Source organism: Pseudactinotalea suaedae (assembly GCF_009733815.1).
Classification (GTDB): domain Bacteria; phylum Actinomycetota; class Actinomycetes; order Actinomycetales; family Beutenbergiaceae; genus Pseudactinotalea; species Pseudactinotalea suaedae.
In genome coordinates this window covers 285,767-309,987 of record NZ_WNXY01000007.1, presented here as the reverse complement: position 1 = coordinate 309,987, position 24,221 = coordinate 285,767, and the positions used below count along the sequence as shown (strand labels likewise).

The window sequence follows — 24,221 nt, the reverse complement described above, 5'->3', positions numbered from 1 at the left end:
CACCCCGCTGCGCTTCCCGGGTGCGGTGGGCCTCAGCGGGGGAGGTGGTCCGCCAGGGCCGCGACCGCACGCTCGGCCGCGTCGCCGGTGCCGTAGGGGGCGGCATCGACATCGGCGGGACGGGGGCGGGCCGCGGCGGCGGCGATCCCGCCCGGCTCCACGAGCACGTTCCAGCCGAGGTCGACGGTCTCGGTCCACTCGGTCTCGGTCCGCACCGTCGTGCACGGGACCTGCAGCAGGAACGCCTCCTTCTGGAGGCCGCCCGAGTCGGTGACCACACCCTGCGACGCCGCCACCGTGGCCACCAGCGCCGGGTAGGCGAGCGGGTCGCGTGCCTCGACGCCCCCGGCGGTCAGGTCGATCCCGGCCGCGGCGGCCTTCGCACGCAGCCGCGGGTGGGCCAGCAGCAGCACCCGGCGACCGCCGGCGACCAGACCGGCGAGCTCGGCGACGATCGCGGCGAGCCGCTCCGGGTCGTCGGTGTTCTCGGCGCGGTGGATCGTCGCGACGACCGCCTCCTCGGCCCCTGGCAGCGGATCGGCGCGCCCGCGGGTGCGGTAGAGCACGTCGGTCATCACATCGCCCACCACGACCGTCCGGTCGGCCAGGCCCTCGTCGCGCAGATGGCCGAGGGCGACCTGGGTGGGTGCGAGCAGCAGGTCCGCGGCGTGGTCGGTCAGCACGCGGTTGTGCTCCTCGGGCATCGCCCGGTTGAACGAGCGCAGCCCCGCCTCCAGGTGAGCCAGCGGCAGGTGCATCTTGACCGCCGAGACCGCGGCGGCGAGCGTGGAGTTGGTGTCGCCGTAGACCAGCACCCAGTCGGGGCTGTGCGCGGCCAGGACGTCGTCGAGCGCGGCCAGGATCGCTCCGGTCTGCTTGCCGTGGCTGCCCGACCCGACCCCGAGGTGCACGTCGGGGCTCGGGATCGCGAGGTCGTCGAAGAACACGTCCGAGAGCAGCGGGTCGTAGTGCTGGCCGGTGTGGACGATGACGTGCTCGGCACCGGCCGCGGTGATCGCGTCCGCGACCGGGGCGAGCTTGACGAACTGGGGTCGGGCGCCGACCACGCTGAGGATCTTCACGCCCGGTAGCCTGCCACGCGTGAGGATCCCAGTGGTGACACCAGGGGCAGGGGCGTGGTGATGCACAGGCTGGCCGGCGCCCGGCAGGCGTACGCGTGGGGGTCGCGCACGGCGATCCCGGCTCTGCTCGGTGAGCCGGCCGCGGCCGACCCGGTGGCGGAGGTCTGGTTCGGTGCCCATGCGAGCGCACCGGCCACGCTGGAGTCCGGCTCGTCGTTGCGGGCGCTGATCGAGGCCGACCCCGACGGCCACCTCGGTCGCGGGGTGCTCAGCCGGTTCGGACCGCAGCTGCCGTACCTCGTCAAGCTGATCGCCCCCGCCAGCCCGCTCTCGCTGCAGGTGCATCCCAGCCTCGAGCAGGCCGCTGCGGGGTTCGAGCAGGAGGAGGCCGCAGGCATCCCGCGCGACGTGCCGCACCGCCGGTACCCCGACGCCAACCACAAGCCCGAGATGCTGTTCGCGCTCGAGCCGTTCGAGGCGCTCGCCGGGTTCCGCACCGCGCGCCGCGCCACCGAGATGCTGGCCGGGCTGCAGACCCCGCTCGCCTGGGACCTGTTCGCCGACCTCCGCACCGACATCGGCCCGGCCGGGGTCAGGGCCGCGTTCACGCGGCTCCTCGACCCGGCGACGTGCCCGACGGCGGCCGCGGTCGCCGAGACCGTGGCCGCCGTCGCCGCACGTCTGGCCGCCGGCACGTCGCCCTCGGTGCGTGCCGACCGGATCGTCGCCCGGCTCGCGGAGGCGTTCCCCGGCGACGTCGGCGCCGTGGCGTCGCTGCTGATGAACCCGGTCACGCTGCGCCCGGGAGAAGCCCTGTTCGTGCCGGCCGGCGGCGTGCACTGCTACCTCTCGGGTCTGGGCGTCGAGGTGATGGCCAGCTCGGACAACGTGCTGCGCGCCGGTCTGACACCCAAGCACGTCGACGCCGACGAGGTGCTGCGCACGGTCGACTGGATCGCGGCGCCGCCGGTCCGGATCGCGGCCGAGCACGTGAACGACGACGTCGAGATGTTCTACGCCCCGGTCGACGACTTCGAGCTCGCGGTCGCCACCTGTCAGGGTGGCCCGGTGGTCATCCCCGGACGCGGGCCACGCGTGCTGATCTCGCTGGACGGCGACGTCGTCGCCCGGCACGGGACCGACCGGCTGAGCCTGCGTCGTGGTGAGGCCGCGTTCGTGGCGGCGTCGCCGACCCCGGTGGTGCTCGAGGGTGAGGGGCGGCTCGCGCAGGTCACGGTGCCCTGACGGCCTCCTGGCTCCGGATCGAGTCCAGCTCGGCCGCAGACCGTGGCGTCGCGACGACGGCGGAGCCACCCTGCTCCCAGCAGGCCCAGGCGCGCTCGACGAGCGTCGCGGGGTCCTCGGCCACCAGCAGCACGCGCTCGCCGTGGCCCTGGGCCACGGCACCGCCGTGCAGCGGCGGCACCGCGAACAGCGGCTGGTCGGGCTGCCCCATCAGCTCGGCGGCGCCGTCGATGACCCCCGCGGGCAGCGGCGTCGGCCACGCCCGCGCGAGGGCCGGCAACGTGACCGCCACCAGATCGCCCGCTCCGGCGTCGAGCCATGGCTCGAGACGCTGCGTGACCACGACATCGGGAGCGGTGCCCTGCTCGCCGCCCAGCGCGACCGCGGCGCCGACCGCCCAGGAACCGAGGGTCCACACGAGCAGGCGCCAGTGCGCCGGCAGGTCGATCTGCACGGTCGTTCCCGGGCCGGCGCCGCACTCGCTGGTCAGCAGGTTCGCCGCCTTGATCACCCAGTTCGACAGCACCCGACCGGAGAGCTCGACGCGCTCGTCGGCCTCGCCGTACCAGGTGAGCCGGGGGCTGCTGGGCTCCCACCGGGAGAGCGTGGCGAGCACGGGAGGGGTCACGACGCCGAGGTATAGCACGCCGCGGGCTTGACTCCGGGGGATAACACGCGTGTAATTTAGGGGTACCGCACACGGATGACCTTCTGAGCAGCATCGCGAAGGCCCCATCGTGAAGGCGGCATCGGGACCGGGCAGGTGCGGCGGGCACGATGCCTGACCGAAAGGCAGGACCAGCAGGCAGCAGCGGCGAGAGGTGCTGGCAAGGTCGGCAGCGCGTGATCGCCACGAGGCAGCAGCCAGCGGGGCATGTACATCGACTGAGATGAGGGGTACCGGCGGTGTGGAACATACTCGGGGACGGTCCGCTGAGCTACGGCGACGCGCCGCAGCCAGCAGCGCCCTCCCCTTTCGTCGCGATGTTCGGGGTCGAGGAGGACGACGGCGTCCTCGGGTGGCAGGAACGAGCGTTGTGCGCGCAGACCGATCCGGAGGCGTTCTTCCCTGAGAAGGGCGGCTCGACCCGTGAGGCCAAGCGTGTCTGCTCCTCGTGCGAGGTGCGCGCGGAGTGCCTGGAGTACGCCCTGATGCACGACGAGCGCTTCGGGATCTGGGGCGGGCTCTCGGAACGGGAGCGTCGCAAGCTGAAGCAGCTCAAGCAGCTCAGGCAGATCAACCACAGCGCGGGCTGACCGCATTGCCGTCCCCAGCATGAGCCGTCCTTCGCGTGCCCGCGTCACTGCGGTCGTCGTGGTCGTCGGGGACAGCAGCTACCTCTCCGAGACGCTCGCGGCGCTCGCCGCCCAGACCGTCGCACCCGACCGGGTGGTGCTCGCCCACGCCGACACCGATGCCGCCGCGCTGCGGGCCGCGGTGGACGAGGCCGGGCTCGTGGCCCACCTGGTCGCGGTCGAGGGAGCCGAGGGCTTCGGTCCCGCGGTGATCGCCGCGGTCGCCGCCGCCGGGGTCGACACCCCGTGGCTGTGGCTGCTGCACGACGACTCGGCACCCGAGCCGGGTGCGCTCGCCGCGCTGACGCAGGTCGTGGAGACCGGCCGGTCGATCGCCGTCGCCGGCAGCAAGCAGGTCGGCTGGAGCCATCCCGACCGGCTGATCTCGGTCGGCGTGCAGTACACGCGTGACATCCAGCGGTTCTCCGGCATCGAGGACGGCGAGGTCGACCAGGGCCAGCACGACGACCGCGAGGACATCGACGCCGTCGGCACCGCCGGCATGCTCGTGGACCGCGAGGTGTTCGCGACCCTGGGCGGACCGGATCCCGCCCTCGGCCCGTTCGGCGACGGTCGCGACCTGAGCCGACGGGCCCGGCTGGCGGGGCACCGCGTGGTCGTGGTGCCGCGCGCCGTGGTGCGGCACGCGCGCGCCAGCTACTGGGGGTTACGAGGGGGACGGCGCGAGTCGCGGCGCCCGCCCGAGCCCGAGCCCGCGCACAGCTTCCGGCAGCGACGCACCTCGATCCTGCACAGCCGGCTGAGCGAGTCGCGCGCGCCCCTCGTGCCGCTGGTGGCGCTGCTCGCGCTGGTCGCCGCGCCGGTGCGCGCCGCCGCACGGCTCGTGTCGAAGGAGCTGCCGCTCGTCGCCGACGAGCTGTGGGCGCCGTTGGCCGCCCTGGGCGGGTGGCGCTCGATCGCGCGGGCGCGCCGACGCGCCCGCACCACCCGTGCGGGCTCTCGCGCGCGGCTGCGGCCGCTGCAGGCCACCTGGGGCGACGTCGCCGGCGTGCGGCGCGACCGACGGCTGCAGGCCGCGGCGCAGCGGCGCACCGTGCGGGCGCCCTCGGAGCTGGAGATGAAGGAGCGCGCCGCGCTCGGCACCAAGCGGCGCCTGGTGCTCGGCGGGGTGCTGCTCGTGGCCGCGGCCGTCGCTGCGATCACGCTCGCGCCCGTCGCGTTCTCCGGTCCGTTGGTGGGCGGCTCGCTGCTCCCGGCCGACGTGTCCTTCGCGGAGCTGTGGCGTGCGGCGACCTCGCCGTGGCTCGCGACCGGGGACGGCTGGCGCGCCCCGGCCGACCCGTTCCTCATGGTGCTGGGCGTGCTGTCGGCGCTGACCGGCGGCAGCTTCGGGACGCCGGTGTGGGTGACGATCTCCCTGGTGGTCGTGGTGGCGATCCCGCTCGCCGCACTCACGGCCTGGTTCGCCGCGGGCGCGGCGACGCGCTCGCTCGCGCTGCGCGCCTGGGCCGCGATCATCTGGGGGCTCGCGCCTCCGCTGGTGCTCGCCATCGCGGGTGGCCGCCTCGGTGCGGTGCTCGCGCACGTGCTGCTGCCGCTCGTGGCTCTCGGGCTCGCGCGGGCGTTCGGTCTGGACCGCCGCGACGTCGTGGTGTCCGGGCTGGTCGGTGCCCGCCGGGTGGACCCGCGGGTCTCGACGGCGCCCGCAGCCGAGGTCCGCAAGCGCCGCCTGGCGGCGCTCGCGGCGGTCGCCGACGACGCCCCGACCGCCCAGATCCAGCGTGTCCTCTCGGGTGAGGAGGTGGCCGAGCTCGAGGCGGCCCGCGCGTCCAGGTCCGGCACCGAGCAGCCGGACAGCGACGAGCCCGACACCGCGCAGCCGAGCGCCGGCGAGCCGAGCGCCGACGAGGCGAGCACCGACGAGTCGAGCACCGGCGAGTCGAGCCCCGGCGAGCCGGGCACCGGCGAGCCGGGCACCGCCGTCGAGGGGCCTGACGGCGAGTCCTCGACGAAGCCAGGCGACCCGACCGGCACGAAGGCGGCCCTCGACCGGCGCGAGGACCCCCACGCGTTCGACGACCCCGACGACCTCGACGATCCTGCCCACGCGATCGTCTCCAACACCGCCGAGCCGTACGCCGCCGAGGAGGAGGAGACCGCGACGATCGTCGCCCGCCCCTCCGGGGTGGGCTCACTGGGTGCGGCCGCAGCGGCGGGGCTGGCGCTGGCCGCGGCCGCCGCCGGTGCACCGGTGCTGCTGCCGGCGGCCCTGGCCTGCCTGCTCGTGCTGGCGATCGTGCTGCCCCGGCGGGGGGTGCCGGGCCGGGCGCGGCTGCTGCTCGTCGCGATCCCGCCGCTGGTGCTGCTCGGTCCGCTGCTGACCTACGCCGCGCAGGCCGAGGACGGCTGGCGGTTGCTGCTGTCCGGACCGGGCGCGGTGGCCGCCACCCCGCCCTCGACGCCGCTGCTCGCGCTGCTGGGCTGGCCGCAGGACCCGCCGGCAGCCGGGATCGCCTCGGTCTCGCAGTGGCTGGTGCTCCTTGCCTCGGCCACGGTGGCGGTGGCAGCCGTGGTCGCGCTCGCCCGCGGCGGCGCGCAGGCACGCGGCGTCCGGCTCGCCTGGCTGGTCGCGGCCCTGGGTGCGGCCGCGGCCGTGCTCGCGCCCTACGCGGAGATCGGGGTCGCCCGGCTGGCCGACGGCACGGACGTCGTCGCGCGCGGCTGGGCGGGCCCGGGGACGTCGCTGCTGCTGCTCGGGCTCGTGATGGCGACCGCGATCGGTGGCGGCGGTCTGCGCGCGGCTCTGCACGGCCGCAGCTTCGGGTGGCGCCAGCTCGGTGTGGCGCTGATCAGCATCGTGCTGGTCGGCGGCATCGGCCTCGCCGCCGTCGGCTGGACCACCATGCTGCGGGGTGAGGTGCTGACCCTGACGACGCGGCAGAGCGACCCGGTCCCCGCGATCGGTGACGAGCTCCAGGCCTCGGACGCCAGGTCCCGGGTGCTGGCGGTGTGGGCGACCGACGCCGGGACCGTCGACGCCGAGCTCTGGCGGTACGCGGGACCGCAGCTGACCGAGACCTCCTCGGCGCTCGCGCTCGCGGACCTCGACCGTGACGAGGCGGATCCTGCCACCGCGTCGCTGCAACGGATCGTCGCGGGCCTGGCCACCGGAACCCTCAGCGGCGCGGCCGAGGCGCTCGCCGACCACGCCGTCGGCGTGGTGATCGTCCCGCCGCTGGACTCGGTCATCACGGGCAGCACCACCGACGACGTCGCGCGGGCTCGGCTGATCGCGCTGCTGGACAGCGTGCGCGGGCTGGAACGCGTCACCGAGAACGCCTCCGGTGTCGTGTGGCGCGTGAGCACGGAGGAGGCGTCGGTCGCGCGTGTCGCCCTGGTCGCGGCCGACGGCACCACCACGCCGGTGGCGGCGGGTGTCGTGGACGTCCGCACCGAGCTCCCGGTGGTGGCCGACGCCGCGACGCTCGTGCTGTCCGAGCGCCCTGCTGCCGGCTGGCGCGCATGGCTGGACGGCGCCCCGTTGCGCTCGGTCAGCCACGGCTGGCAGCAGGCGTTCCAGGTCCCCGCCGGAGCGGGCGGCGACCTCGTCGTGCGGTTCGACGACCCGTTGGCCGGCCCGTGGCGCCTCGCGATCGTGGTCACGTTCGTCGTGGTCGCGCTGATCGCGCTGCCCACGCGCCGACGCCGCCTCGAGCCCATGGACGAGGAGAGCTGATGGCACGCTCACGTGCCGGCGTGCTGCGTCGGATCGGCCTGGTCCTGAGCGGTCTGCTCGTGCTCGCCCTGACCGTCGGTGTCGGGCTCGCCGGCACGGTCGCCGGGCCCCCGGAGACCACCGCGATCGAGGTCGAGCCGCTGAGCGTCGGCGCGGGGGCGACCACATGGGTGTGCGCCGCCGCGCCGACGCTGCCCACGGCGGCCGCGGGCGACGATGTGGACTACGACCCCGACCTCGGCACCGGGGGCGGCGCCGTGGCCACGCTCGCCGAGCTGACCGCTCTCGGCAGCTCCGAGGCGCCGACGATGACGGTCGGTCCGATCGCAGAGGCAGGCAGCGACGCCGGCACCGCGGGACCGGTCGCGACGATGTCCCAGCCGGACGTCACCGACCCGTACGTGGGCGTCGTCGAGCCGTTCGCCGACGGCGTCCCGCTCGTGGGCGGCGTCAGCGTCGCGCGCGCCGACGCCGGCGACCTGCGCGGGCTGTCGGTGACCACCTGCCAGCAGCCGGTGAGCAGCGCCGTCCTGGTCGGGGGATCGACGCAGCTGGGCGCGAGCGCCCGGCTCGTGCTGAGCAACCCGGGGGAGACGACCGCCTCGGTCACGCTCACGGGGTGGGGTGCGACAGGCCCGCTCCCGGACATCGCACCGATGGTCGTGCCCGCGGGCGGGGTGCGCACGATGCTGCTCGAGACGATCTCCCTGGAGCCCCGGATCGCGATCCGCCTCGACGTCGAGGGCGGCCGCGTGGTCCCCACGATCCAGGACACCTCGCTCGACGGACTGATCCCGGCGGGCACCGAGCTCGTCGGGCCCGCCGCCGACCCGACCACCGACCTCACGATCGCCGGGTCCGCCCTGTCCGACGCCGACAGCGCGAGCGCGCTGCTGCGGCTGGTCAACCCCGGGGTCGACGCCGCCACCGTCCAGGTCGAGATGCTCGGGCCCGAGGGTGCCGCGGTGCTCGCGGGTGCCGAGGCCTCGGTGATCGAACCCGGAACGGTCGCCGACATCTCGCTGGCCGGCGTGCCGACCGGCCTGTACGGCGTCCGCGTCACCTCCGACGTGCCGATCACCGGTGCGGTGCAGCTGACCCGGACCGGCACCGCGGGCGAGGAGGACCCGGACACGGCCCCGGTCGACATCGCGTGGCTGCCGGCGTCAGCACCGGTCTCGGCAGGTGTGCTGCCGGTCCCGAGCGGGCTGGTGGACACCGCCGTCCTGACCGTGACCAACCCCGGCACCGCCGACACCGACGTGAGCGTGCGCACCTATGACGCCGCCGGTCAGGTGGGCCTGGAGTCCACCGTCCCGGTCACGGCCGGAGCCACCGCCGAGCTCGAGGTGCCCGACGGCACGATCGCGGTGCTGCTGGAGGGGGAGGGGTTCCTCGCCTCCGCGGTGGTCGCAGGCGATGCCGAGAACGGTTCCCTGATCTCCGCGTACCCGATCGTCAACGACCCGTACACGGAGCAGTCCGTCGCCGTCCGGGTCACCGACTGACAGCTCTCGAGAGCTCTCGAGACGGGGCCGGGTGGGACCCGGATCACATGAGACGTCGCGCACCATCGACGCGGAATGAACGTTGCGCAACGACTGTTGCACGTACTGTCGACCCCATCGGGACGACCGGTATCCCGCAGCGAGGACGCGAGCCGCGGGGCCACCTTCATCGCATCAGCGTCAGCAGAAAGCAGCACCGACCATGTCCACCGTCGCGACCCGCACCGTCGCTGTCCTCACCTCCGCCTTCTCCACCTACGCCGAGGCCCGCACCGCCGAGCTGGCCGAGCGTCGTCTCGACGCCGTGCACGCTCAGGGCAGCCTGAGCCTCCTGCGCCACTGACGTGACCGAGCCCAGCGGCGCCGCAGCGCCGCGCGGCGGTCCGGAACGGATCCGCGCGCTCGCCCACCCGGTCCGGCTCGAGATCCTCGAGCTGCTCGACCGGCTGGGCGAGGCGACCGCGACCGAGTGCGCGCAGGCCTGCGGCCAGACGGTCGCGAACTGCTCCTTCCACCTGCGCACGCTCGGCAAGTACGGCTTCGTCGAGCCCGCCGACCGTCGTGGCCGTGAGCGACCCTGGCGGCTGGTCCCCGGCGGCTACGACGTCCGGCCCGACGTCGAGCGCCACGACGCGCTGCGTGCCTCCGACCAGCTCGCGCTGCTCACGCTCGAGCGCGAGTCGCAGCGGGTGCAGGAGTACTACTCCCACGCCCACGCCGACCCCGCGCGCTGGCGTGGTGCCGCCTCGATGATCACCAACACGGTCTGGGCCACCCCCGAGGAGCTCGACGCGCTTGCGGTCGACCTCGCCCGGCGGATCGCCCAGCTCGCCGACCGCGACCCCGCCGACCGCCCCGCGAAGGCGCAGCGCGCGCGGGTGTTCGCCGTGGTCAACCCCGAGCTCCAGCGGCAGCCCGGTCAGGACTCGTAGTCGGCGTCGATGTCCTCGGGCGGCCGCCCCAGCATGTGGGCGATCTGCTCGACGAGCACGTCGCGCACCATCGCCGCGAGGTCCTCGGCGCCGTCCGCTCGGCCGACCACCGGCCGCCGGTACACGACGATCCGGTGCGTCAGCCCCGCCGCCGCGTCCGCCGGGAAGTACCGGCCCAGCGGGATCGCGCCGTGCTCCCAGGGAGCGGGCTCGGACGGCGGTACCTCCTCGACGGCGAACTCGACGCCCTCGAGGTCGCGCCCCAGACGCCGCTCCAGCGTCTCGACGACACCGAGCACGACGTCGTCGAACTGCTGCGCGCGCGTCCGAGCCGCCGGCATCAGTGGCGGCAGCAGCGGTCCGCGAGGACCGCGCCCGTGACGGTCGCGCCGACGACCCGTGCGGCGCGAGGGGATCCGTGCCCGTGCGATCTCACTGCCCGGTCGGTCCGCCACGAGACCCACTCTGCCACGCGGCGGCGTGGGGTGCGGGCCAGCCGCGGCGCACCCGGTAGCCTCACGCACGTGAGAGCCCGTCAGTGCACCCGTGCGACCTGCACTGCCCCCGCTGTCGCCACTCTCACCTACGTCTACGCGGACTCCACCGCGGTGCTGGGGCCGCTGGCGACCCACGCCGAGCCGCACAGCTACGACCTGTGCACCAACCACGCCGAACGGCTCACGGTGCCGCGCGGCTGGGACGTGGTCCGGCTCGCCGGCCACTTCGAGCCCGCACCACCCAGCAGCGACGACCTGCTCGCGCTGGCCGATGCGGTGCGTGAGGCGTCGCGGACGCCGCCGCCGGAGCACCTGCCCGCCGCACGGCCCGTCGGGGCACCTGCCTCCGTCACGGAACGGCGGCCTCCCCCCGAGGTCGGCCGCCGAGGTCACCTCCGTGTCATCCGTGGCGAAGGCGACTGAACGGCCTTCGACTGCGTAATCTTCGGTCCGTGCCTGCAACCACGGATCTGAGCGCCATCGTCAAGGCCTACGACGTGCGGGGCGTCGTCCCCGACCAGTGGGACGCCGACGTCGCGCGTGCCCTCGGTGCCGCGTTCGCCGATGTCGTCGCCATCCCCAGCGGCGCGGCCTCGATCGTCATCGGCTACGACATGCGGGAGTCTTCGCCCGAGCTGGCCACGGCGTTCGGTGAGGGAGCCGCCTGGCGCGGCGTCGCCGTCGTGCACATCGGTCTCTGCTCCACGGACGGGCTCTACCACGCCTCCGGCGCGCTCGGTCTCCCGGGGGCGATGTTCACCGCGAGCCACAACCCGGCCGAGTACAACGGCATCAAGATGTGCCACGCGCTGGCGCGCCCCGTGGGCCAGGACACCGGGCTGGCCGACGTCCGCCGGCTCGCCGAGCAGTACCTCGACGAGGGCATCCCCGCGGGCGGGGACGAGGCCGCGACCACCTCGCGGGAGACGCTCACCGAGTACGCCGAGCTGCTCCGCGGGCTCGTGGACATCAGCGGTGGCCGCCCGCTCAAGGTCGCGATCGACGCGGGCAACGGGATGGCCGGGCTGACCGCACCCGCCGTGCTGTCGACGGCGGCCGGCCTGCCGGACCTGGGCCTGGACATCGTGCCGATGTACTTCGAGCTGGACGGGACCTTCCCGAACCACGAGGCGAACCCCCTCGACCCCGCCAACCTGGTCGACCTGCAGGCGACCGTGGTCGCCCAGGGCGCCGACATCGGGCTGGCGTTCGACGGCGACGCCGACCGCTGCTTCGTCGTCGACGAGCGTGGTGTCGCCATGAGCCCCAGCGCCGTCACGGCGCTGGTCGGCCTGCGCGAGGTCGAGAAGGAGAAGGAGGCCGGACGCGAGGCGACCGTCATCCACAACCTGATCACGTCCCGGTCGGTCCCGGACCTGCTGGGCGGAGCGGGCGCCCGCACCGTGCGTACCCGGGTGGGGCACTCGTTCATCAAGGCGCAGATGGCGCAGGAGAACGCGGTGTTCGGTGGCGAGCACTCCGCGCACTACTACTTCCGCGACTTCTGGTTCGCCGACACCGGCATGCTGGCGGCGCTCCACGTCCTGCGCGCGCTGCGGGACTCCGAGCACCCGCTCTCGGCGCTGTCGGAGATGTACACGCCGTACTCGGCGTCGGGGGAGATCAACTCGCGCATCGAGGACGCCGACGCCGCCCGCCAGCGGGTGCTGGCGGCCTTCGCCGACGACATCGCCTCCGGCGAGGTGGTGATCGACGAGCTCGACGGCCTCACCTTCGACCACTGGCACGCGACCCCGAAGTGGTGGTTCAACCTCCGCAGCTCCAACACCGAGCCGTTGCTGCGGCTCAACGTCGAGGCCGAGGACGAGGACATCATGGAGAAGATCCGTGACGCCGTGCTGGCGATCGTGCGCGAGGGGAGCGCGCCGGGCCTGGAGGGCTGACGAGCGGGCCGCCCGGCGCCCGGATCGGCGTACGCTCCGATCCATGTCATCCAGCGGAGGCACGAAGGCCGTCGTCGCTGCCCTCGCAGCCAACCTCGGCATCGCCGTCACGAAGTTCGTCGCCTATCTCCTGACAGGCTCCTCCTCGATGCTCGCCGAGGGCGTGCACTCGGTCGCCGACTCGGGCAACCAGGGGCTGCTGCTCCTGGGTGCCCGGCGCGCGAACCGGGCCGCGTCCGAGCACCACCAGTTCGGGTACGGCCGCGCACGCTACATCTACGCGTTCATCGTCTCGATCGTGCTGTTCAGTCTCGGTGGCTGCTTCGCGCTGTACGAGGCGTGGCACAAGTTCTCCGACCCGCACCCGATCGAGGGCCGGTGGTGGTGGGTCCCGCTCGCCGTGCTCGGACTGGGCATCGTGATGGAGGGGTTCTCGTTCCGGACCGCGATCCGGGAGGCCAACCACGTCCGCGGCGACAAGTCCTTCGCACGGTACGTCAAGGAGTCCCGCGCCCCCGAGATCCCCGTGATCCTGCTCGAGGACCTCGGCGCCCTCATCGGCCTCGTGCTCGCCCTGTTCGGCGTGTCGATGACGCTGGTGACCCACGACGGCCGCTGGGACGCGATCGGGTCCGGAGCGATCGGCGTGCTGCTCGTGGTGATCGCCGTCTTCCTGGCCAGGGAGATGGCCTCGATGCTCCTCGGGGAGTCGGCGGACCCCCAGCACCAGCGCGCGATCGAGGCCGCGATCCCCGGTCAGGGGATCGTCTCGGTGATCCACCTGCGCACGCTGCACCTCGGGCCCGACGAGCTCCTCGTCGCCGCCAAGGTCGAGGTCGAGCGGGCCGACGACGCCGCGCACGTCTCGCAGGCGATCGACGCCGCCGAGGTACGCATCCGTGACGCGGTGCCGCTGAGCACCCAGATCTACCTCGAGCCGGACCTGCGTCGCGCCGGCCCGGTGACCGCGCCGCAGCCGGCCACCTCCGACCGCCCGATCGACTAGGTCAGCGCGCCTCGGCCAGCGCGGCACCCATGCGGGTGATCGCCTGCACCAGCAGCGGTCTCGGCAGCCCGATGTTGAACCGCAGGAACCCGCGACCGGCGTCTCCGCACAGCGCGCCGGCGGTCGCCGCCACATCGGCGTGCCGCCGGAAGAACGGCGCGGGCGCCTCGATCGCGGTGGCGGTGAAGTCGAGCCACGCCAAGTAGGTGCCCTCGAGCTCCGAGGCGAGCACGCCGGGCAGGTGCTCGGCCACGAGGCCGGCGAGTGCGCGGCGGTTGCCGTCGAGGTAGTCGATGACGTCGTCGAGCCAGTCGCCGCCCTCGGCGTAGGCCGCCGTGGCGGCGAGCGCCCCGAGGGTGGACGCCTGGTCCTCGTAGGGGTGCCCGCCGCGCTCCCACGCCTCGCGGTCGGCGTCGGAGCTCAGCACGAGCTGAGCGCACTTGAGGCCGGGGAGGTTGAAGGCCTTGGAGGCCGACATCGCGGTGATCGCGTGCGCGGCGGCTGCGGGGGAGATGCTCGCGTACGGCACGTGCCGGTGACCCGGATAGGTGAGCGGGGCGTGGATCTCGTCGGCGAACACCCGTCCCCCGTGGCGCTCGACGACCTCGCTGATCGCCAGCAGCTCGTCACGCTCCAGCACCCGCCCCACCGGGTTGTGCGGGTTGCACAGCACCAGCAGGTGACCGCCGGCGGCGAAGGCGGCGTCGAGGGCCTCGAGGTCGTAGACGTACCGGTGCCGCTGCCGGACCAGCGGCACCTGGATCACCTCGCGATCCAGGGCGCCCGGCAGGGTGAGGAACGGCATGTAGGCCGGCGTCGGCAGGATGAGCGGCGACGCCGGGCGGGAGGTCAGCCGCACGGCCGCCTGCAACCCGGACAGCACGTCCGCGATCGGACGCACGTCCTCGGGTGCCGGGTGCCAGTCGTACCGCGCGGCGACGAAACCCGCGAACGAGCGCTGCAGTGCGGCCAGGGAGCGCGTGGGCAGGTAGCCGAGCCCCTCGCCGGTCTCGACCGTCCGCCGCAGGGTCGCCTGCACGGCCGGCGCCGTGCCGAAGTCCATCTCCGCGATCCAGGCCCCGGTGGCAGAGCCGTGCTCGACCCACTTCTTGCCGTTGCTGGCCCGCAGGCGCTCCGCCGTGATCTCGTCGAACGCGTGCGTCATCACTGTCCTCCCTACGGGTGCCGACGCCGACCAGTCTCGCAGCCGCACCGGCCCGCACCCCGGCGCGACCACCGATCGTCCTCGTGGTGGGCACGCGCGCCGCGGTGCCGGGCACCGGTCCGCCTCGGGGCCCCAGGCGGAGGAGCCGCAGATAGCCTGGGGCCATGACGATCGAGCACCACGTGACGGACCTCGGCCTGGCCGAGGCGGGACGTCACCAGATCCGCCTGGCCGAGCACGAGATGCCGGGTCTGATGGCGCTGCGCGCCGAGTACGCCACCAGCCAGCCGCTCGCAGGCTCCCGGATCGCCGGATCGCTGCACATGACCGTGCAGACGGCCGTGCTGATCGAGACGCTGGTCGCCCTCGGTGCGCAGGTGCGCTGGGCGTCGTGCAACATCTTCTCCACGCAGGACGAGGCCGCCGCGGCGGTCGTGGTCGGTGCGGGCACGCCCGAGGACCCCCGCGGCGTCCCGGTGTTCGCTTGGAAGGGCGAGACGCTCACCGAGTACTGGGACTGCACCGAGCGGATCTTCGACTGGGCGGGCTCGCCGACCGGCGGCCCCACCCTGATCCTCGACGACGGCGGCGACGCCACCATGCTCGTCCACGAGGGCGTGCGCTTCGAGGCCGCCGGCGCGGTGCCGCCCGCACCCCAGCCCGGCGACGTCGGCTACTCCGAGGAGAAGGTGGTCTTCCTCGACCTGCTGCGCCGCACGGTGGCGCAGGACCCGGGGCGCTGGACCCGGGTGGCCGCCGGCATCAAGGGCGTCTCGGAGGAGACCACGACCGGTGTCAACCGGCTCGTCCAGCTCGCTGCCGCCGGCGAGCTGCTGTTCCCCGCGATCAACGTCAACGACTCCGTGACCAAGTCGAAGTTCGACAACCGGTACGGCATCCGCCACTCGCTCCCGGACGGCCTCAACCGGGCCACCGACGTGCTCATCGGGGGCAAGGTCGCCGTCGTGTGCGGGTACGGCGACGTCGGCAAGGGCGCCGCGGAGGCGCTCCGCGGCCAGGGCGCGCGGGTCATCGTCACCGAGATCGACCCGATCTGTGCGCTGCAGGCCGCGATGGACGGGTATCAGGTCGCCCGCCTCGACGACGTGGCACCGCAGGCCGACTTCGTCATCACCACCACCGGCAACACCAGGATCGTCGGCGTGGAGCACCTGCTCCGGCTGAAGAACAAGGCGGTCGTCGGCAACATCGGGCACTTCGACGACGAGATCGACCTCGCCGGCCTCGCTCGCGTGCCCGGCGTCGAGAAGATCGAGATCAAGCCGCAGGTCCACGAGTGGCGGCTGCCGCCGGTCGAGGGTGCCGAGGCCGGGGACCGATCGATCGTGGTCCTGTCCGAGGGCCGGCTGCTCAACCTCGGCAACGCGACGGGCCACCCGTCGTTCGTGATGTCGGCCTCCTTCACCAACCAGGTGCTGGCCCAGATCGCGCTCGCTCAGGCCGAGGAGCTCGCCGAGGGCGAGAGCGCCGGCGTCGAGCGGTTGCCGAAGCTGCTCGACGAGAAGGTGGCCCGACTGCACCTCGAGGCGCTCGGGGTGGACCTGACGGAGCTCACCAAGGAGCAGGCGGAGTACATCGACGTCGATGTCGCCGGCCCGTACAAGCCCGAGCACTACCGCTACTGAGGTTCCCGACGTGGCGCGTCCCTCGACCGGACGCGCCACGCGCGGGCGGTAGCACCCAGGGTCTTGCGCCCCGAGCGCCCGTGGAGTACCGTCTGCTCAGTTTCATCGACAGTTAGAATTAGTGTCGATCATAGAGCCGGCGACGACGCCGGTCCCGTTCCTGCAGAGAGGCAGACGGATGGCCAGTACCGCCGCTACGCGTCGCCCTCGATCGCTGCTGCGGAGCATCATGGACAGCAAGGTGCTGCTGCTCATGTGCCTGCCGGCCGTGGCGTTCTTCGTGGTGTTCAACTACGCGCCGCTGCCCGGGATCTGGATCGCCTTCACCAACTTCAACTACCGCGACGGCATCTTCGGCAGCCCGTTCGTCGGGCTGCAGAACTTCGAGTTCCTCATCAGGTCCGGGCAGCTGTGGCTGCTGACGCGCAACACCATCCTGTACAACCTGGCGTTCATCGTGCTGGGGAACATCCTGCAGATCTCGTTGGCGATCATGCTCAACGAGATCCGCATGAAGTACTTCAAGAAGGTCGCGCAGACCCTGATGTTCCTGCCCTACTTCATCTCGGTGGTGCTCATCGGGGTGATCGCCTTCAACCTGCTGAACTACGACACCGGCGCCCTGAACGCCCTGATCGTGCAGACCGGCGGCGACCCGATCAAGATCTACAGCATCGCCGGCGCCTGGCCGTTCATCATCGTGCTGGTGCACCTGTGGCAGAGCACCGGCTACGGCTCGATCGTGTACTTCGCCGCGATCATGGGGATCGACAAGAGCCTGTTCGAGGCGGCGGCGATCGACGGTGCGTCCGCCTGGCAGCGCATCCGCTACATCATCCTGCCGAGCCTGAAACCGACGTTCATCATCCTGCTGCTGTTCTCCCTGGGCGGCATCATGCACGGCAACTTCGGCCTGTTCTGGAACCTCGTGGGCAACAACGCCACCCTCTACCAGACCACCGACATCATCGAGACCGCCGTGTACCGGATGGTGATGTCGCAGAACAACTTCACGACGTCGACCGCCGTGGGGCTCTACCAGTCGATCTTCGGATTCACCCTCGTGATGCTGGCCAACTGGTTCGTGCGAAGGATGAACAAGGACTATGCACTCTTCTGAGACGGCCGCACCGGCCGCTGTCGAGGTCGCCGCGGTGGTGACGGGCGAGCGGAGCTCTCCGCTGCAGACACGCCCCCGCACGATCAAGCTGAGCACGGGCGACTACGTGCTCCGGGGCATCTCGTACGTCACGGTGAGCCTGTTCGCGCTGTTCTGCGCGCTCCCGTTCGTGCTGATCATCTCCGCCTCGCTCTCGAGCGAGTCGGCGGTGGTCCGCGACGGGTTCGGGCTGCTGCCCCGCGGGTTCACCCTCACGGCGTACGAGTACATCTTCAAGGCGCCGCGGCAGATCATCGGCTCCTATGTGGTCACGGTCACCATGACCACGGTGGGAACCGCCATCGGGCTGTTCGTGATCGCGATGACCGGGTTCGCGCTCTACCGCAAGGACTTCCGGTTCCGGAACTACATCTCGTTCTTCATCTACTTCACCACCCTGTTCTCCGCCGGGCTGGCGCCCACGTTCCTGTGGGTGGCACGCGACCTCGGGCTGCGCGGCAGCTACCTGGCCGTGTTCCTCCAGCTGCTGATGACGCCGTGGCTGATCATCCTGATGAAGAACTTCATGCGGACCGTGCCCTACGAGATCATCGAGTCGGGCAAGGTCGACGGTGCGGGGGACTTCCGGATCTTCTCCCAGCTCACCTTGCCGATGATGAAGCCGGCGCTGGCGACCATCGGGCTGTTCCTCGCGCTCGGCTACTGGAACGAGTGGTACCTGTCGTCGCTGTACCTGGGCAGCTCCGTCGAGTTCAAACCGCTGCAGTACCACCTCTACAACCTGATCAACACGGCCAACGCGCTGCGCAACTCCGTGGCGGGTTCCAACGTCAGCATCACCGACCTGCCGAGCAACACCCTGAAGATGGCCAGCGCCGTCGTGGCGACCGGACCGATCTTGCTGCTCTACCCCTTCGTCCAGAAGTACTTCGTCACCGGCATCACCGTCGGTGCCGTGAAGGGATGACAGCCGCCTCGCGACGAGGCACCCCACCACCGCACACCCGAAGTACGAGACGAAGGAGACTCGCATGAGAAGAAGGACTGTCAAGGCTGCGGCCGCGGTCGCAGCGTTCGGCATGAGCGTGGCCGCGCTGGCGGCCTGCTCCGGCGGCGGGGACGGCGGAGGTGGCGGCGAGGGCGGCGCACCGACCGAGATCACCATGCTGGTGCTGGGCGACAAGCCGACGAACGGTCGGCTGGAAGCGATGCTCGAGCAGCTCAACGAGCGGTTGATCGAGCAGGCGAACGCGACGCTGGACCTGTACTACATCGAGTGGGCCGACTGGCAGACCCAGTACAACGTGCAGCTCCTGTCCGGCGACGACAACGTCGACCTGATCACCACCGCGACCGACTGGCTGTTCGCGTGGGAGAACGCCGAGAAGGGCGCCTTCCTGCCGCTGAGCCCCGAGATGCTCCAGGAGTTCGCCCCGCAGACCTGGGAGCAGGTCGACAGCGAGGGGCACTGGGAGGTGACCAAGCTCGACGACGGCGAGATCTACTTCATCCCCGAGGACAACTTCACCCAGTGGACGAACCACGGCTTCTTCTACCGCGGCGACTGGGCCACCCAGGCGGGCTTCCCCGACGGTGAGATCACGGAGTTCGAGGACTTCACGACCTACTTCCAGTGGGTCAAGGACAACGTCCCCGACGCCTACCCGTGGGACGTCGCCGGCGCCAACGAGGCCGCGCTGACGGGCTACCTCCAGGGGCACACCGACCTGCAGACCCTCCAGCAGGTCAGCGCGGGCAACTACTACCCGTTCCACACCTCCGAGTCGGACCCCGACACCGTCACCTCCTGGTACATGGAGGGTGACGAGCTGCTCGAGGCGGCCGAGCTCGCCCAGGAGTGGAACGAGATGGGTGTCTGGCGCGAGGACGCGCTCAACTACGACGGCGACACCCGTGAGCAGCTCTACGCCGGCCTGTCCGGCGTGGACCAGCACCACACGCAGACCTTCACCGGAGGCGTGTACGACAACCTGTCGACCAAGCAGCCCGGTTCGGACCCGCGATTCTTCTACTGGGGCCAGGAGAACGGGAACTACTTCCGCGACATCCTCACCCACGGCGCCATGGCGGTCAGCGCGAACTCGAGCAACCCGGAGAAGGCTCTCGAGGTGTACGAGCTGATCCGCAACGACGAGGAGTGCTACCGGCTGCTGAACTTCGGCATCGAGGGCACCGACTACATCGTCACCGACGACGGCTTCCTCGACTTCCCCGAGGGCTACGACTCCTCGACGGACAGCCTGGGAGCGAACTTCTGGGGCGGGCGGATGGACGAGTTCGAGCTGCCGCGGGTGACCGACGCACCGAACAAGCAGGAGCTCTTCGACCAGCTCGACGCCGACGCCAAGGACTACCCGTACTCGACGCTCCTCATCAACAAGGACCCGATCGACCCGATCCTGGCCGCGATGGGCAGCGTGTTCTCCGAGTACATCCCGCAGCTGCAGTACGGCAAGTTCGCCGACCCTGAGGCTGCGATCGCGGAGATGCGGCAGAAGCTGCTCGACGCCGGCTACGAGGACGCGCTGGCCTCGGTCCAGGCGGATCTCGACGCCTGGGCGCAGAACCAGGGATAGTCAGCAGCCGATCAGCGGGCGGGTGCAGGCCGTGGAGCCACGGCCTGCACCCGCCGACCCAGAGGAGGAGTGCGCGTGCTCGACAGCATCTTCAGCGCCGACTCGGCCCTCATGCGCGTGCTGGGCAAGGCGGCGGACGTGATCGTCCTCAACCTGATCTTCGTCGCCACCTCGTTGCCGGTCGTCACGCTCGGCGCCTCGGTGACCGCCCTGCACGGGACCGCCATGAGGATCGTCCGTGGTCGCTCCGAGTCCGTCACCGGTGACTACCTGCGGGCCTTCCGCGAGAACGTCCGGCGCGGCAGCCAGCTGCTGCTGGTGCTCGCGTCGCTGGCCGGCGTGCTGGCCGCCTGGTACGTGGTGGTGACGACGTTCGTGGCCGGGGTGGCCCAGCTCGTCCTGCTCGTGATCTGGTTGGTGCTGGTGGTCCAGCTGGCGCTGACCGGTCTGTTCGCCTTCCCCTACCTGGCCACGTTCGACGACGTGACCTCGCGGGTGCTGCGCAACGCACGCCTGATGGCCTGGCGACACCCGCTGACCGCGCTCGCCGCCATGGCGCTCACCTCGCTCCCGGTCGTGGTCACCGTCTTCTACCCCCGCGTGGCGGTCTACGGGCTGCTCTGGTTCGCGTTCGGGTTCGCCGCCGTCGCGGTGCTCACCGGCATCCTCTTCGTCCGCGTCTTCGACACCTACATCCCGGCACCCCGCTCAGACCTCGTCACCAAGGACGGAACCGCACGTGCGCTCTCTTGACATCACCAGCTGGGCATTCCTGCCGGTCGACGATCCCGACGTGTGGCGCAAGCGCGTCGACGAGCAGGCGTGGCGTCCGGTCACGGTGCCGCACGACTGGAGCGTGGAGCAGCCGTTCGCCGTCGAGCACTCCAGCGGCACCGGGTACCTGCCGGCTGGTGTGGCCTGGTACCGCACGCACGTCCCGCTCACCGACCTGGGGCCTCTCGAAGGACGCTCGATCCAGCTCGTGTTCCACGGCGTCTACCGCAACGCTGCCGTCTGGGTGAACGGGTACCACCTGGGTGGTCGGCCCTCGGGATACGCGCGGTTCGCCTTCGACCTGACCGAGATCGTCTCCTACGCCCCCGACGACGACCTCGTCGTCGCGGTCCGCGTCGAGCACACCCGGCTGTCGAACTCGCGCTGGTACAACGGTGCCGGCATCACCCGCCGCGTCGAGCTGCAGGTGCGCGAGCAGGTGCACATCCCTGAGCCGGGCACGGTCCTCACGACCGTCGCGGCCGATCCCGAGCACGCCACGGTGCGGCTCGAGCACCAGATCACGAGCGGTCTCGACCACCCGGCGGCGGTCCACGTGCACCACGAGCTGCGCTCCCTCACCACGGACAGCGTCCACGGCGTGACGTCCGAGGTCGAGGTCCCCGCCCACGGCACCGCGGACGTCGACCTGCTCGTGGAGATCGCGCAGCCGCAGCTGTGGTCCGACACCGAGCCGCACCTCTACCGGCTCACGACGACGCTGCGCTGGCCGCAGAACGGCGACCAGGTGGGCTCGACGGACCAGACGGTGCTCGGCATCCGCACGTTCGCCTTCGACCCCGACGACGGGTTCTCGATCAACGGCCGGCCGCGCCTCCTGCAGGGCGTCTGCCTGCACGAGGACGCGGGGTGCCTCGGCACCGCCGTTCCGGCGGAGGTGTGGCTGCGACGGCTGCTCAGCCTCAAGCGGATGGGCTGCAACGCCGTCCGGATGGCGCACAACCCGCATGCGCCCGAGCTGTACCAGCTGTGCGACCTCCTCGGCCTGTTCGTCATCGACGAGGCGTTCGACGAGTGGGAGAACCCGAAGAACAAGTGGTGGCAGGGGCACAACGTCTACCCGCCGCGGCACCAGGGCGACGCCGCCGACTTCCCGCAGTGGTACGAGCAGGACCTCACCGCGATGGTCGACGCCCACCGTCACCACCCGTCGATCATCGCCTGGAGCATCGGCAACGAGATCGACTATCCGAACGACCCCTACGCGAGCCCGCTCTTCGACGAGATGACCGGCAACAACGACGCGAACAAGCCGGCGGCCGAGCGCGTCTACGACCCCGATCGACCCGACATGCGGCGGCTGACCGGGATCGCCGAGCGACTGGCGGGCATCGTCCGGCGCCTGGACCCCTCGCGTCCCGTCACCCTGGCGGCAGCGTTCCCGGAGGTCTCCAGCCGCACCGGGCTGCTGGAGACCGTCGACCTCGTGGGCTACAACTACAAGGAGCACCTCTACGCGGCCGACCACGACCGGTTCCCCCACAAGCCGTTCGTCGGCAGCGAGAACTCCCATCGCTACGACGCGTGGCGGTACGTGCTCGACAACGACTACGTGGCCGGCCAGTTCCTGTGGACCGGCATCGACTACCTGGGGGAGGCGCACGGGTGGCCGATCCACGGCTCGGGGGCCGGTGTGCTCACGCTCGCCGGATTCGAGAAGCACACCTGGCACCTGCGCCGCAGCTGGTGGTCGGAGGAACCCGTCGCCTACCTCGTGACCCGCCCTCCGGGCGCCGGCGAGGAACGCCGACCGTTCTGGACGCACCCGGTCTCCAGGACCTGGGACGCCTCGGCCGGGCCGCTGCTGGAGGTGCTCTGCTTCGCGAACGGCGACGACCTCACCCTGACCTGTGCGGGCGAGCAGGTCGAGCTCCGGCGGGACGAGGAGATCGGCTGCTGGAGCGCCGAGGTGGCACCGCAGGACGCACCGCTCGTGCTCAGCGTCCTGCAGGACGGCGTCGTCGTGGCTCGGGACGAGCTGGTCCCGCGAGGACCGGTTACCAGCATGGAGGCGACCCGGTGGCGACCGCCGGCCGACATCGTGGACGCCGCCGGCGCCGTCGGGCTCGGCCTCGACGGGGTGGCACAGATCGAGTGCGTCCTGCGCGACGAGCACGGCCGCCCCGCGCGTGGTGAGGTCGTGGTGACCGCCCGGGTGGAGGCGGGGGAGCTGCTGGGTCTCGAGAACGGTGACCTCGGTGACAACACCCCCTACAGCTCCGAGAGCCGCTCCACGCTCGACGGCCGCATCGCCGTGTTCGTCCGGTGCTCCGAGCGCACTATCGTGACGCTGAGCGCACCGGGTCTGGCGCCCGTCAGCCTCGCGTGCGCGCCATGACGCACCCGGCGGCCGTGCCCTGCGGCCTCGGAGCAGAGCGCACCGAGGCAGGTATGCGGAAAGCCGGGGAATGAGATGGCTGTGGCACGACGGACCGCCCGTGACATCCGCAGCGACTCACGGCTCGACGTCCTGCACGCGGTGCTGTCGGCGGCCGAGATCACCCGGAACGAGCTCGTGCAGGCCACCGGTCTGAGCCCCGCCACGGTCGCCACGGTCGTGGGCGAGCTGATCACCGCCGGCATCCTCGTCGAGACCAAGATGAGCGTGGGGCTGGTCGGCAGGCCGACAGCGACGCTCGGCATGAACGGTGCGGGCGGGCGCGTGGTCGGCATCGACGTCGCCGAGACCTACGTGCGCGCCGTGCTGTTCGACACCGCCCTCAACCAGCTCGGGTTCGTCGAGGTCGAGCGCGACGAGCACTTCCTCACCCCCGAGCTGATGGTGGAGGCGATCGGCGAGGCCCTCGACATGGTGCTCGAGCAGGAGCGCGTGGCCCGTGACGACGTCCGCGGCGTCGGGGTGTCGCTGCCCGGGCTGGTGCACGGGTCGGCCGGGGTCTCGGTGCTCGTCCCGCACTGGGCGTGGCGCACGGTCGACCTGGACCACCTGCGGGAGCGTGTCGCCCTGCCGCTGGTCATCGACAACCCGCTCAAGGCGATCGCGACGGCGGAGCTGTGGCTGGGGCGTGGCCGGTTCTGCCCCAACCTGGTCACGGTGAACCTCGGGACCGGTGTGGGCGCCGCGATCGTCCTGGACGGACAGATCGCCCGGGGCTCGACCAACTCGGCGGGGGAGTGGGGCCACTCCCTGCTCGCGCTCGACGGGCGCGAGTGCCGGTGCGGCCGCCGAGGCTGCGTGGAGGCGTACGTCGGCGCGCCCGGCATCCTGCGGACGCTCAGCGAGATCGCCCCCGACCACCCGCTCGTGGCGATGGAGCTGCAGCGCGACGTCATCGGTGCGATGGCGCGGGCGATCGAGAGCCCGGAACCCGACGACGCGGTGCGCGAGACGATCGCCCGCACCGCCTACTACCTGGGGTCGGCGCTGGCGGACCTCGTCGCTGTCGTGAACCCCCAGGCCGTGACGCTGACGGGCTGGACGGCGTGGGCCCTGGGCGCGCACATGCTGCCGGCGGTGCGCGAGCACGTCGCAGCGCAGTCGCCGGGCCAGTCGGCCGACGCTCTCGAGCTCGAGCTGTCGACCGTCAAGGGAAACTCGGTCGCGACCGGCGTGGCCACCATCGCGCTCGAACGGTTCCTCGCCGACGCGGGACTGATCACCACCCGCATCCCGATCGCGCTCTGACCCTGTCGCCACGCGCCGGTACAGTCGGCAGTGCCTGTCATCGGGCGGCATGGGTGTGCCGGGACGTCTGGTCGGGCCGTCCGTG

20 protein-coding genes and 1 pseudogene are annotated in these 24,221 nt (G+C 72.0%); 16 read left to right on the top strand and 5 right to left on the bottom strand.

Annotated features, from left to right (window positions below; genetic code table 11):
* Window positions 1–32: 32 nt before the first annotated feature.
* Window positions 33–1,082: a non-hydrolyzing UDP-N-acetylglucosamine 2-epimerase gene (gene wecB / locus GPA04_RS13065; protein ID WP_156224606.1), complete on the bottom strand. Its 1,050-nt coding sequence runs from the start codon at window positions 1,080–1,082 to the stop codon at window positions 33–35.
* Window positions 1,083–1,142: 60 nt separating this feature from the next.
* Here wecB and manA point away from each other — a divergent pair, with 60 nt between their 5' ends.
* On the top strand, window positions 1,143–2,327 hold the full coding sequence (gene manA / locus GPA04_RS13060) for a mannose-6-phosphate isomerase, class I (RefSeq protein WP_156224675.1): 1,185 nt from the start codon (window positions 1,143–1,145) through the stop codon (window positions 2,325–2,327).
* On the opposite strand, the gene GPA04_RS13055 is transcribed toward manA, so the two are convergent.
* Complete coding sequence (locus GPA04_RS13055; protein WP_241680774.1) at window positions 2,314–2,955, bottom strand: TIGR03089 family protein; 642 nt, start codon at window positions 2,953–2,955, stop codon at window positions 2,314–2,316. The genes manA and GPA04_RS13055 overlap by 14 nt on opposite strands.
* Window positions 2,956–3,233: 278 nt before the next feature.
* On the opposite strand from GPA04_RS13055, the gene GPA04_RS13050 reads away from it, so the two are divergent.
* Together GPA04_RS13050 and GPA04_RS21525 are read left to right on the top strand one after the other, a co-directional pair.
* On the top strand, window positions 3,234–3,584 hold the full coding sequence (locus GPA04_RS13050) for a WhiB family transcriptional regulator (protein WP_156224605.1): 351 nt from the start codon (window positions 3,234–3,236) through the stop codon (window positions 3,582–3,584).
* A gap of 19 nt (window positions 3,585–3,603) precedes the next feature.
* Window positions 3,604–4,281: pseudogene (locus tag GPA04_RS21525) on the top strand (glycosyltransferase); the annotation flags it as partial.
* Between the two features lie 9 nt (window positions 4,282–4,290).
* Here the strand turns inward: GPA04_RS21525 and GPA04_RS21520 are convergent.
* Window positions 4,291–5,652 (bottom strand): pentapeptide repeat-containing protein, encoded by a 1,362-nt coding sequence (locus GPA04_RS21520; protein ID WP_366464714.1) that lies wholly within the window; start codon window positions 5,650–5,652, stop codon window positions 4,291–4,293.
* A 1,667-nt stretch (window positions 5,653–7,319) separates the two neighbouring features.
* Here GPA04_RS21520 and GPA04_RS13040 point away from each other — a divergent pair.
* From GPA04_RS13040 to GPA04_RS13030, 3 genes are all read left to right on the top strand, one after another.
* On the top strand, window positions 7,320–8,828 hold the full coding sequence (locus GPA04_RS13040; protein ID WP_156224603.1) for a DUF5719 family protein: 1,509 nt from the start codon (window positions 7,320–7,322) through the stop codon (window positions 8,826–8,828).
* Between the two features lie 202 nt (window positions 8,829–9,030).
* Window positions 9,031–9,171, top strand: coding sequence for a hypothetical protein (locus GPA04_RS13035; protein ID WP_156224602.1), 141 nt, complete (start codon window positions 9,031–9,033; stop codon window positions 9,169–9,171).
* Window position 9,172: 1 nt separating this feature from the next.
* The gene (locus tag GPA04_RS13030; RefSeq protein WP_156224601.1) at window positions 9,173–9,760 is read left to right on the top strand and encodes an ArsR/SmtB family transcription factor; all 588 of its coding nucleotides are present in this window, start codon (window positions 9,173–9,175) and stop codon (window positions 9,758–9,760) included.
* Here the strand turns inward: GPA04_RS13030 and GPA04_RS13025 are convergent.
* Window positions 9,748–10,215: a metallopeptidase family protein gene (locus GPA04_RS13025; RefSeq protein WP_366464696.1), complete on the bottom strand. Its 468-nt coding sequence runs from the start codon at window positions 10,213–10,215 to the stop codon at window positions 9,748–9,750. The two genes, GPA04_RS13030 and GPA04_RS13025, sit on opposite strands and share 13 nt — an antisense overlap.
* Window positions 10,216–10,284: 69 nt before the next feature.
* Here GPA04_RS13025 and GPA04_RS13020 point away from each other — a divergent pair, with 69 nt between their 5' ends.
* The 3 genes from GPA04_RS13020 to GPA04_RS13010 are packed head-to-tail and all read left to right on the top strand — an operon-like array spanning window position 10,285 to window position 13,167.
* On the top strand, window positions 10,285–10,680 hold the full coding sequence (locus GPA04_RS13020; RefSeq protein WP_156224600.1) for a DUF3499 domain-containing protein: 396 nt from the start codon (window positions 10,285–10,287) through the stop codon (window positions 10,678–10,680).
* A 29-nt stretch (window positions 10,681–10,709) separates the two neighbouring features.
* Window positions 10,710–12,161 (top strand): phosphomannomutase/phosphoglucomutase, encoded by a 1,452-nt coding sequence (locus tag GPA04_RS13015; RefSeq protein ID WP_156224599.1) that lies wholly within the window; start codon window positions 10,710–10,712, stop codon window positions 12,159–12,161.
* Between the two features lie 43 nt (window positions 12,162–12,204).
* Window positions 12,205–13,167, top strand: coding sequence for a cation diffusion facilitator family transporter (locus GPA04_RS13010; RefSeq protein ID WP_156224598.1), 963 nt, complete (start codon window positions 12,205–12,207; stop codon window positions 13,165–13,167).
* A gap of 1 nt (window position 13,168) precedes the next feature.
* On the opposite strand, the gene GPA04_RS13005 is transcribed toward GPA04_RS13010, so the two are convergent.
* Window positions 13,169–14,332: a MalY/PatB family protein gene (locus tag GPA04_RS13005; RefSeq protein WP_156224597.1), complete on the bottom strand. Its 1,164-nt coding sequence runs from the start codon at window positions 14,330–14,332 to the stop codon at window positions 13,169–13,171.
* 164 nt (window positions 14,333–14,496) lie between these two features.
* Between GPA04_RS13005 and ahcY the strand changes: the two genes are divergently transcribed.
* The 7 genes from ahcY to GPA04_RS12970 all read left to right on the top strand — a co-directional run bounded on the left by ahcY (window position 14,497) and on the right by GPA04_RS12970 (window position 24,136).
* Window positions 14,497–15,978: an adenosylhomocysteinase gene (gene ahcY, locus GPA04_RS13000; RefSeq protein WP_156224596.1), complete on the top strand. Its 1,482-nt coding sequence runs from the start codon at window positions 14,497–14,499 to the stop codon at window positions 15,976–15,978.
* Between the two features lie 229 nt (window positions 15,979–16,207).
* On the top strand, window positions 16,208–17,098 hold the full coding sequence (locus GPA04_RS12995; protein ID WP_206674211.1) for an ABC transporter permease: 891 nt from the start codon (window positions 16,208–16,210) through the stop codon (window positions 17,096–17,098).
* Window positions 17,085–18,065 carry a carbohydrate ABC transporter permease gene (locus GPA04_RS12990; RefSeq protein ID WP_156224594.1) on the top strand — a complete coding sequence of 327 codons (981 nt, stop codon included), beginning with the start codon at window positions 17,085–17,087 and terminating at the stop codon, window positions 18,063–18,065. The genes GPA04_RS12995 and GPA04_RS12990 overlap by 14 nt, the downstream gene beginning before the upstream one ends.
* A 64-nt stretch (window positions 18,066–18,129) precedes the next feature.
* Complete coding sequence (locus GPA04_RS12985) at window positions 18,130–19,695, top strand: ABC transporter substrate-binding protein (RefSeq protein ID WP_156224593.1); 1,566 nt, start codon at window positions 18,130–18,132, stop codon at window positions 19,693–19,695.
* A gap of 75 nt (window positions 19,696–19,770) precedes the next feature.
* Window positions 19,771–20,448, top strand: a complete 678-nt coding sequence (locus tag GPA04_RS12980) for a YesL family protein (RefSeq protein WP_156224592.1) — start codon at window positions 19,771–19,773, stop codon at window positions 20,446–20,448.
* Window positions 20,435–22,828, top strand: a complete 2,394-nt coding sequence (locus GPA04_RS12975) for a glycoside hydrolase family 2 TIM barrel-domain containing protein (protein WP_156224591.1) — start codon at window positions 20,435–20,437, stop codon at window positions 22,826–22,828. The genes GPA04_RS12980 and GPA04_RS12975 overlap by 14 nt, the downstream gene beginning before the upstream one ends.
* Window positions 22,829–22,903: 75 nt before the next feature.
* Complete coding sequence (locus GPA04_RS12970) at window positions 22,904–24,136, top strand: ROK family transcriptional regulator (RefSeq protein WP_156224590.1); 1,233 nt, start codon at window positions 22,904–22,906, stop codon at window positions 24,134–24,136.
* Window positions 24,137–24,221 lie beyond the last annotated feature (85 nt).

Bases quoted from the DNA above. Each gene is read 5' to 3' on its own strand.
- manA (WP_156224675.1), top strand. From the start codon at position 1,143: ATGCACAGGCTGGCCGGCGCCCGGCAGGCGTACGCGTGGGGGTCGCGC.
- GPA04_RS13040 (WP_156224603.1), top strand. From the start codon at position 7,320: ATGGCACGCTCACGTGCCGGCGTGCTGCGTCGGATCGGCCTGGTCCTG.
- GPA04_RS13035 (WP_156224602.1), top strand. From the start codon at position 9,031: ATGTCCACCGTCGCGACCCGCACCGTCGCTGTCCTCACCTCCGCCTTC.
- GPA04_RS13010 (WP_156224598.1), top strand. From the start codon at position 12,205: ATGTCATCCAGCGGAGGCACGAAGGCCGTCGTCGCTGCCCTCGCAGCC.
- GPA04_RS13005 (WP_156224597.1), bottom strand. From the start codon at position 14,332: ATGACGCACGCGTTCGACGAGATCACGGCGGAGCGCCTGCGGGCCAGC.
- ahcY (WP_156224596.1), top strand. From the start codon at position 14,497: ATGACGATCGAGCACCACGTGACGGACCTCGGCCTGGCCGAGGCGGGA.
- GPA04_RS12995 (WP_206674211.1), top strand. From the start codon at position 16,208: ATGGACAGCAAGGTGCTGCTGCTCATGTGCCTGCCGGCCGTGGCGTTC.
- GPA04_RS12990 (WP_156224594.1), top strand. From the start codon at position 17,085: ATGCACTCTTCTGAGACGGCCGCACCGGCCGCTGTCGAGGTCGCCGCG.
- GPA04_RS12985 (WP_156224593.1), top strand. From the start codon at position 18,130: ATGAGAAGAAGGACTGTCAAGGCTGCGGCCGCGGTCGCAGCGTTCGGC.
- GPA04_RS12970 (WP_156224590.1), top strand. From the start codon at position 22,904: ATGGCTGTGGCACGACGGACCGCCCGTGACATCCGCAGCGACTCACGG.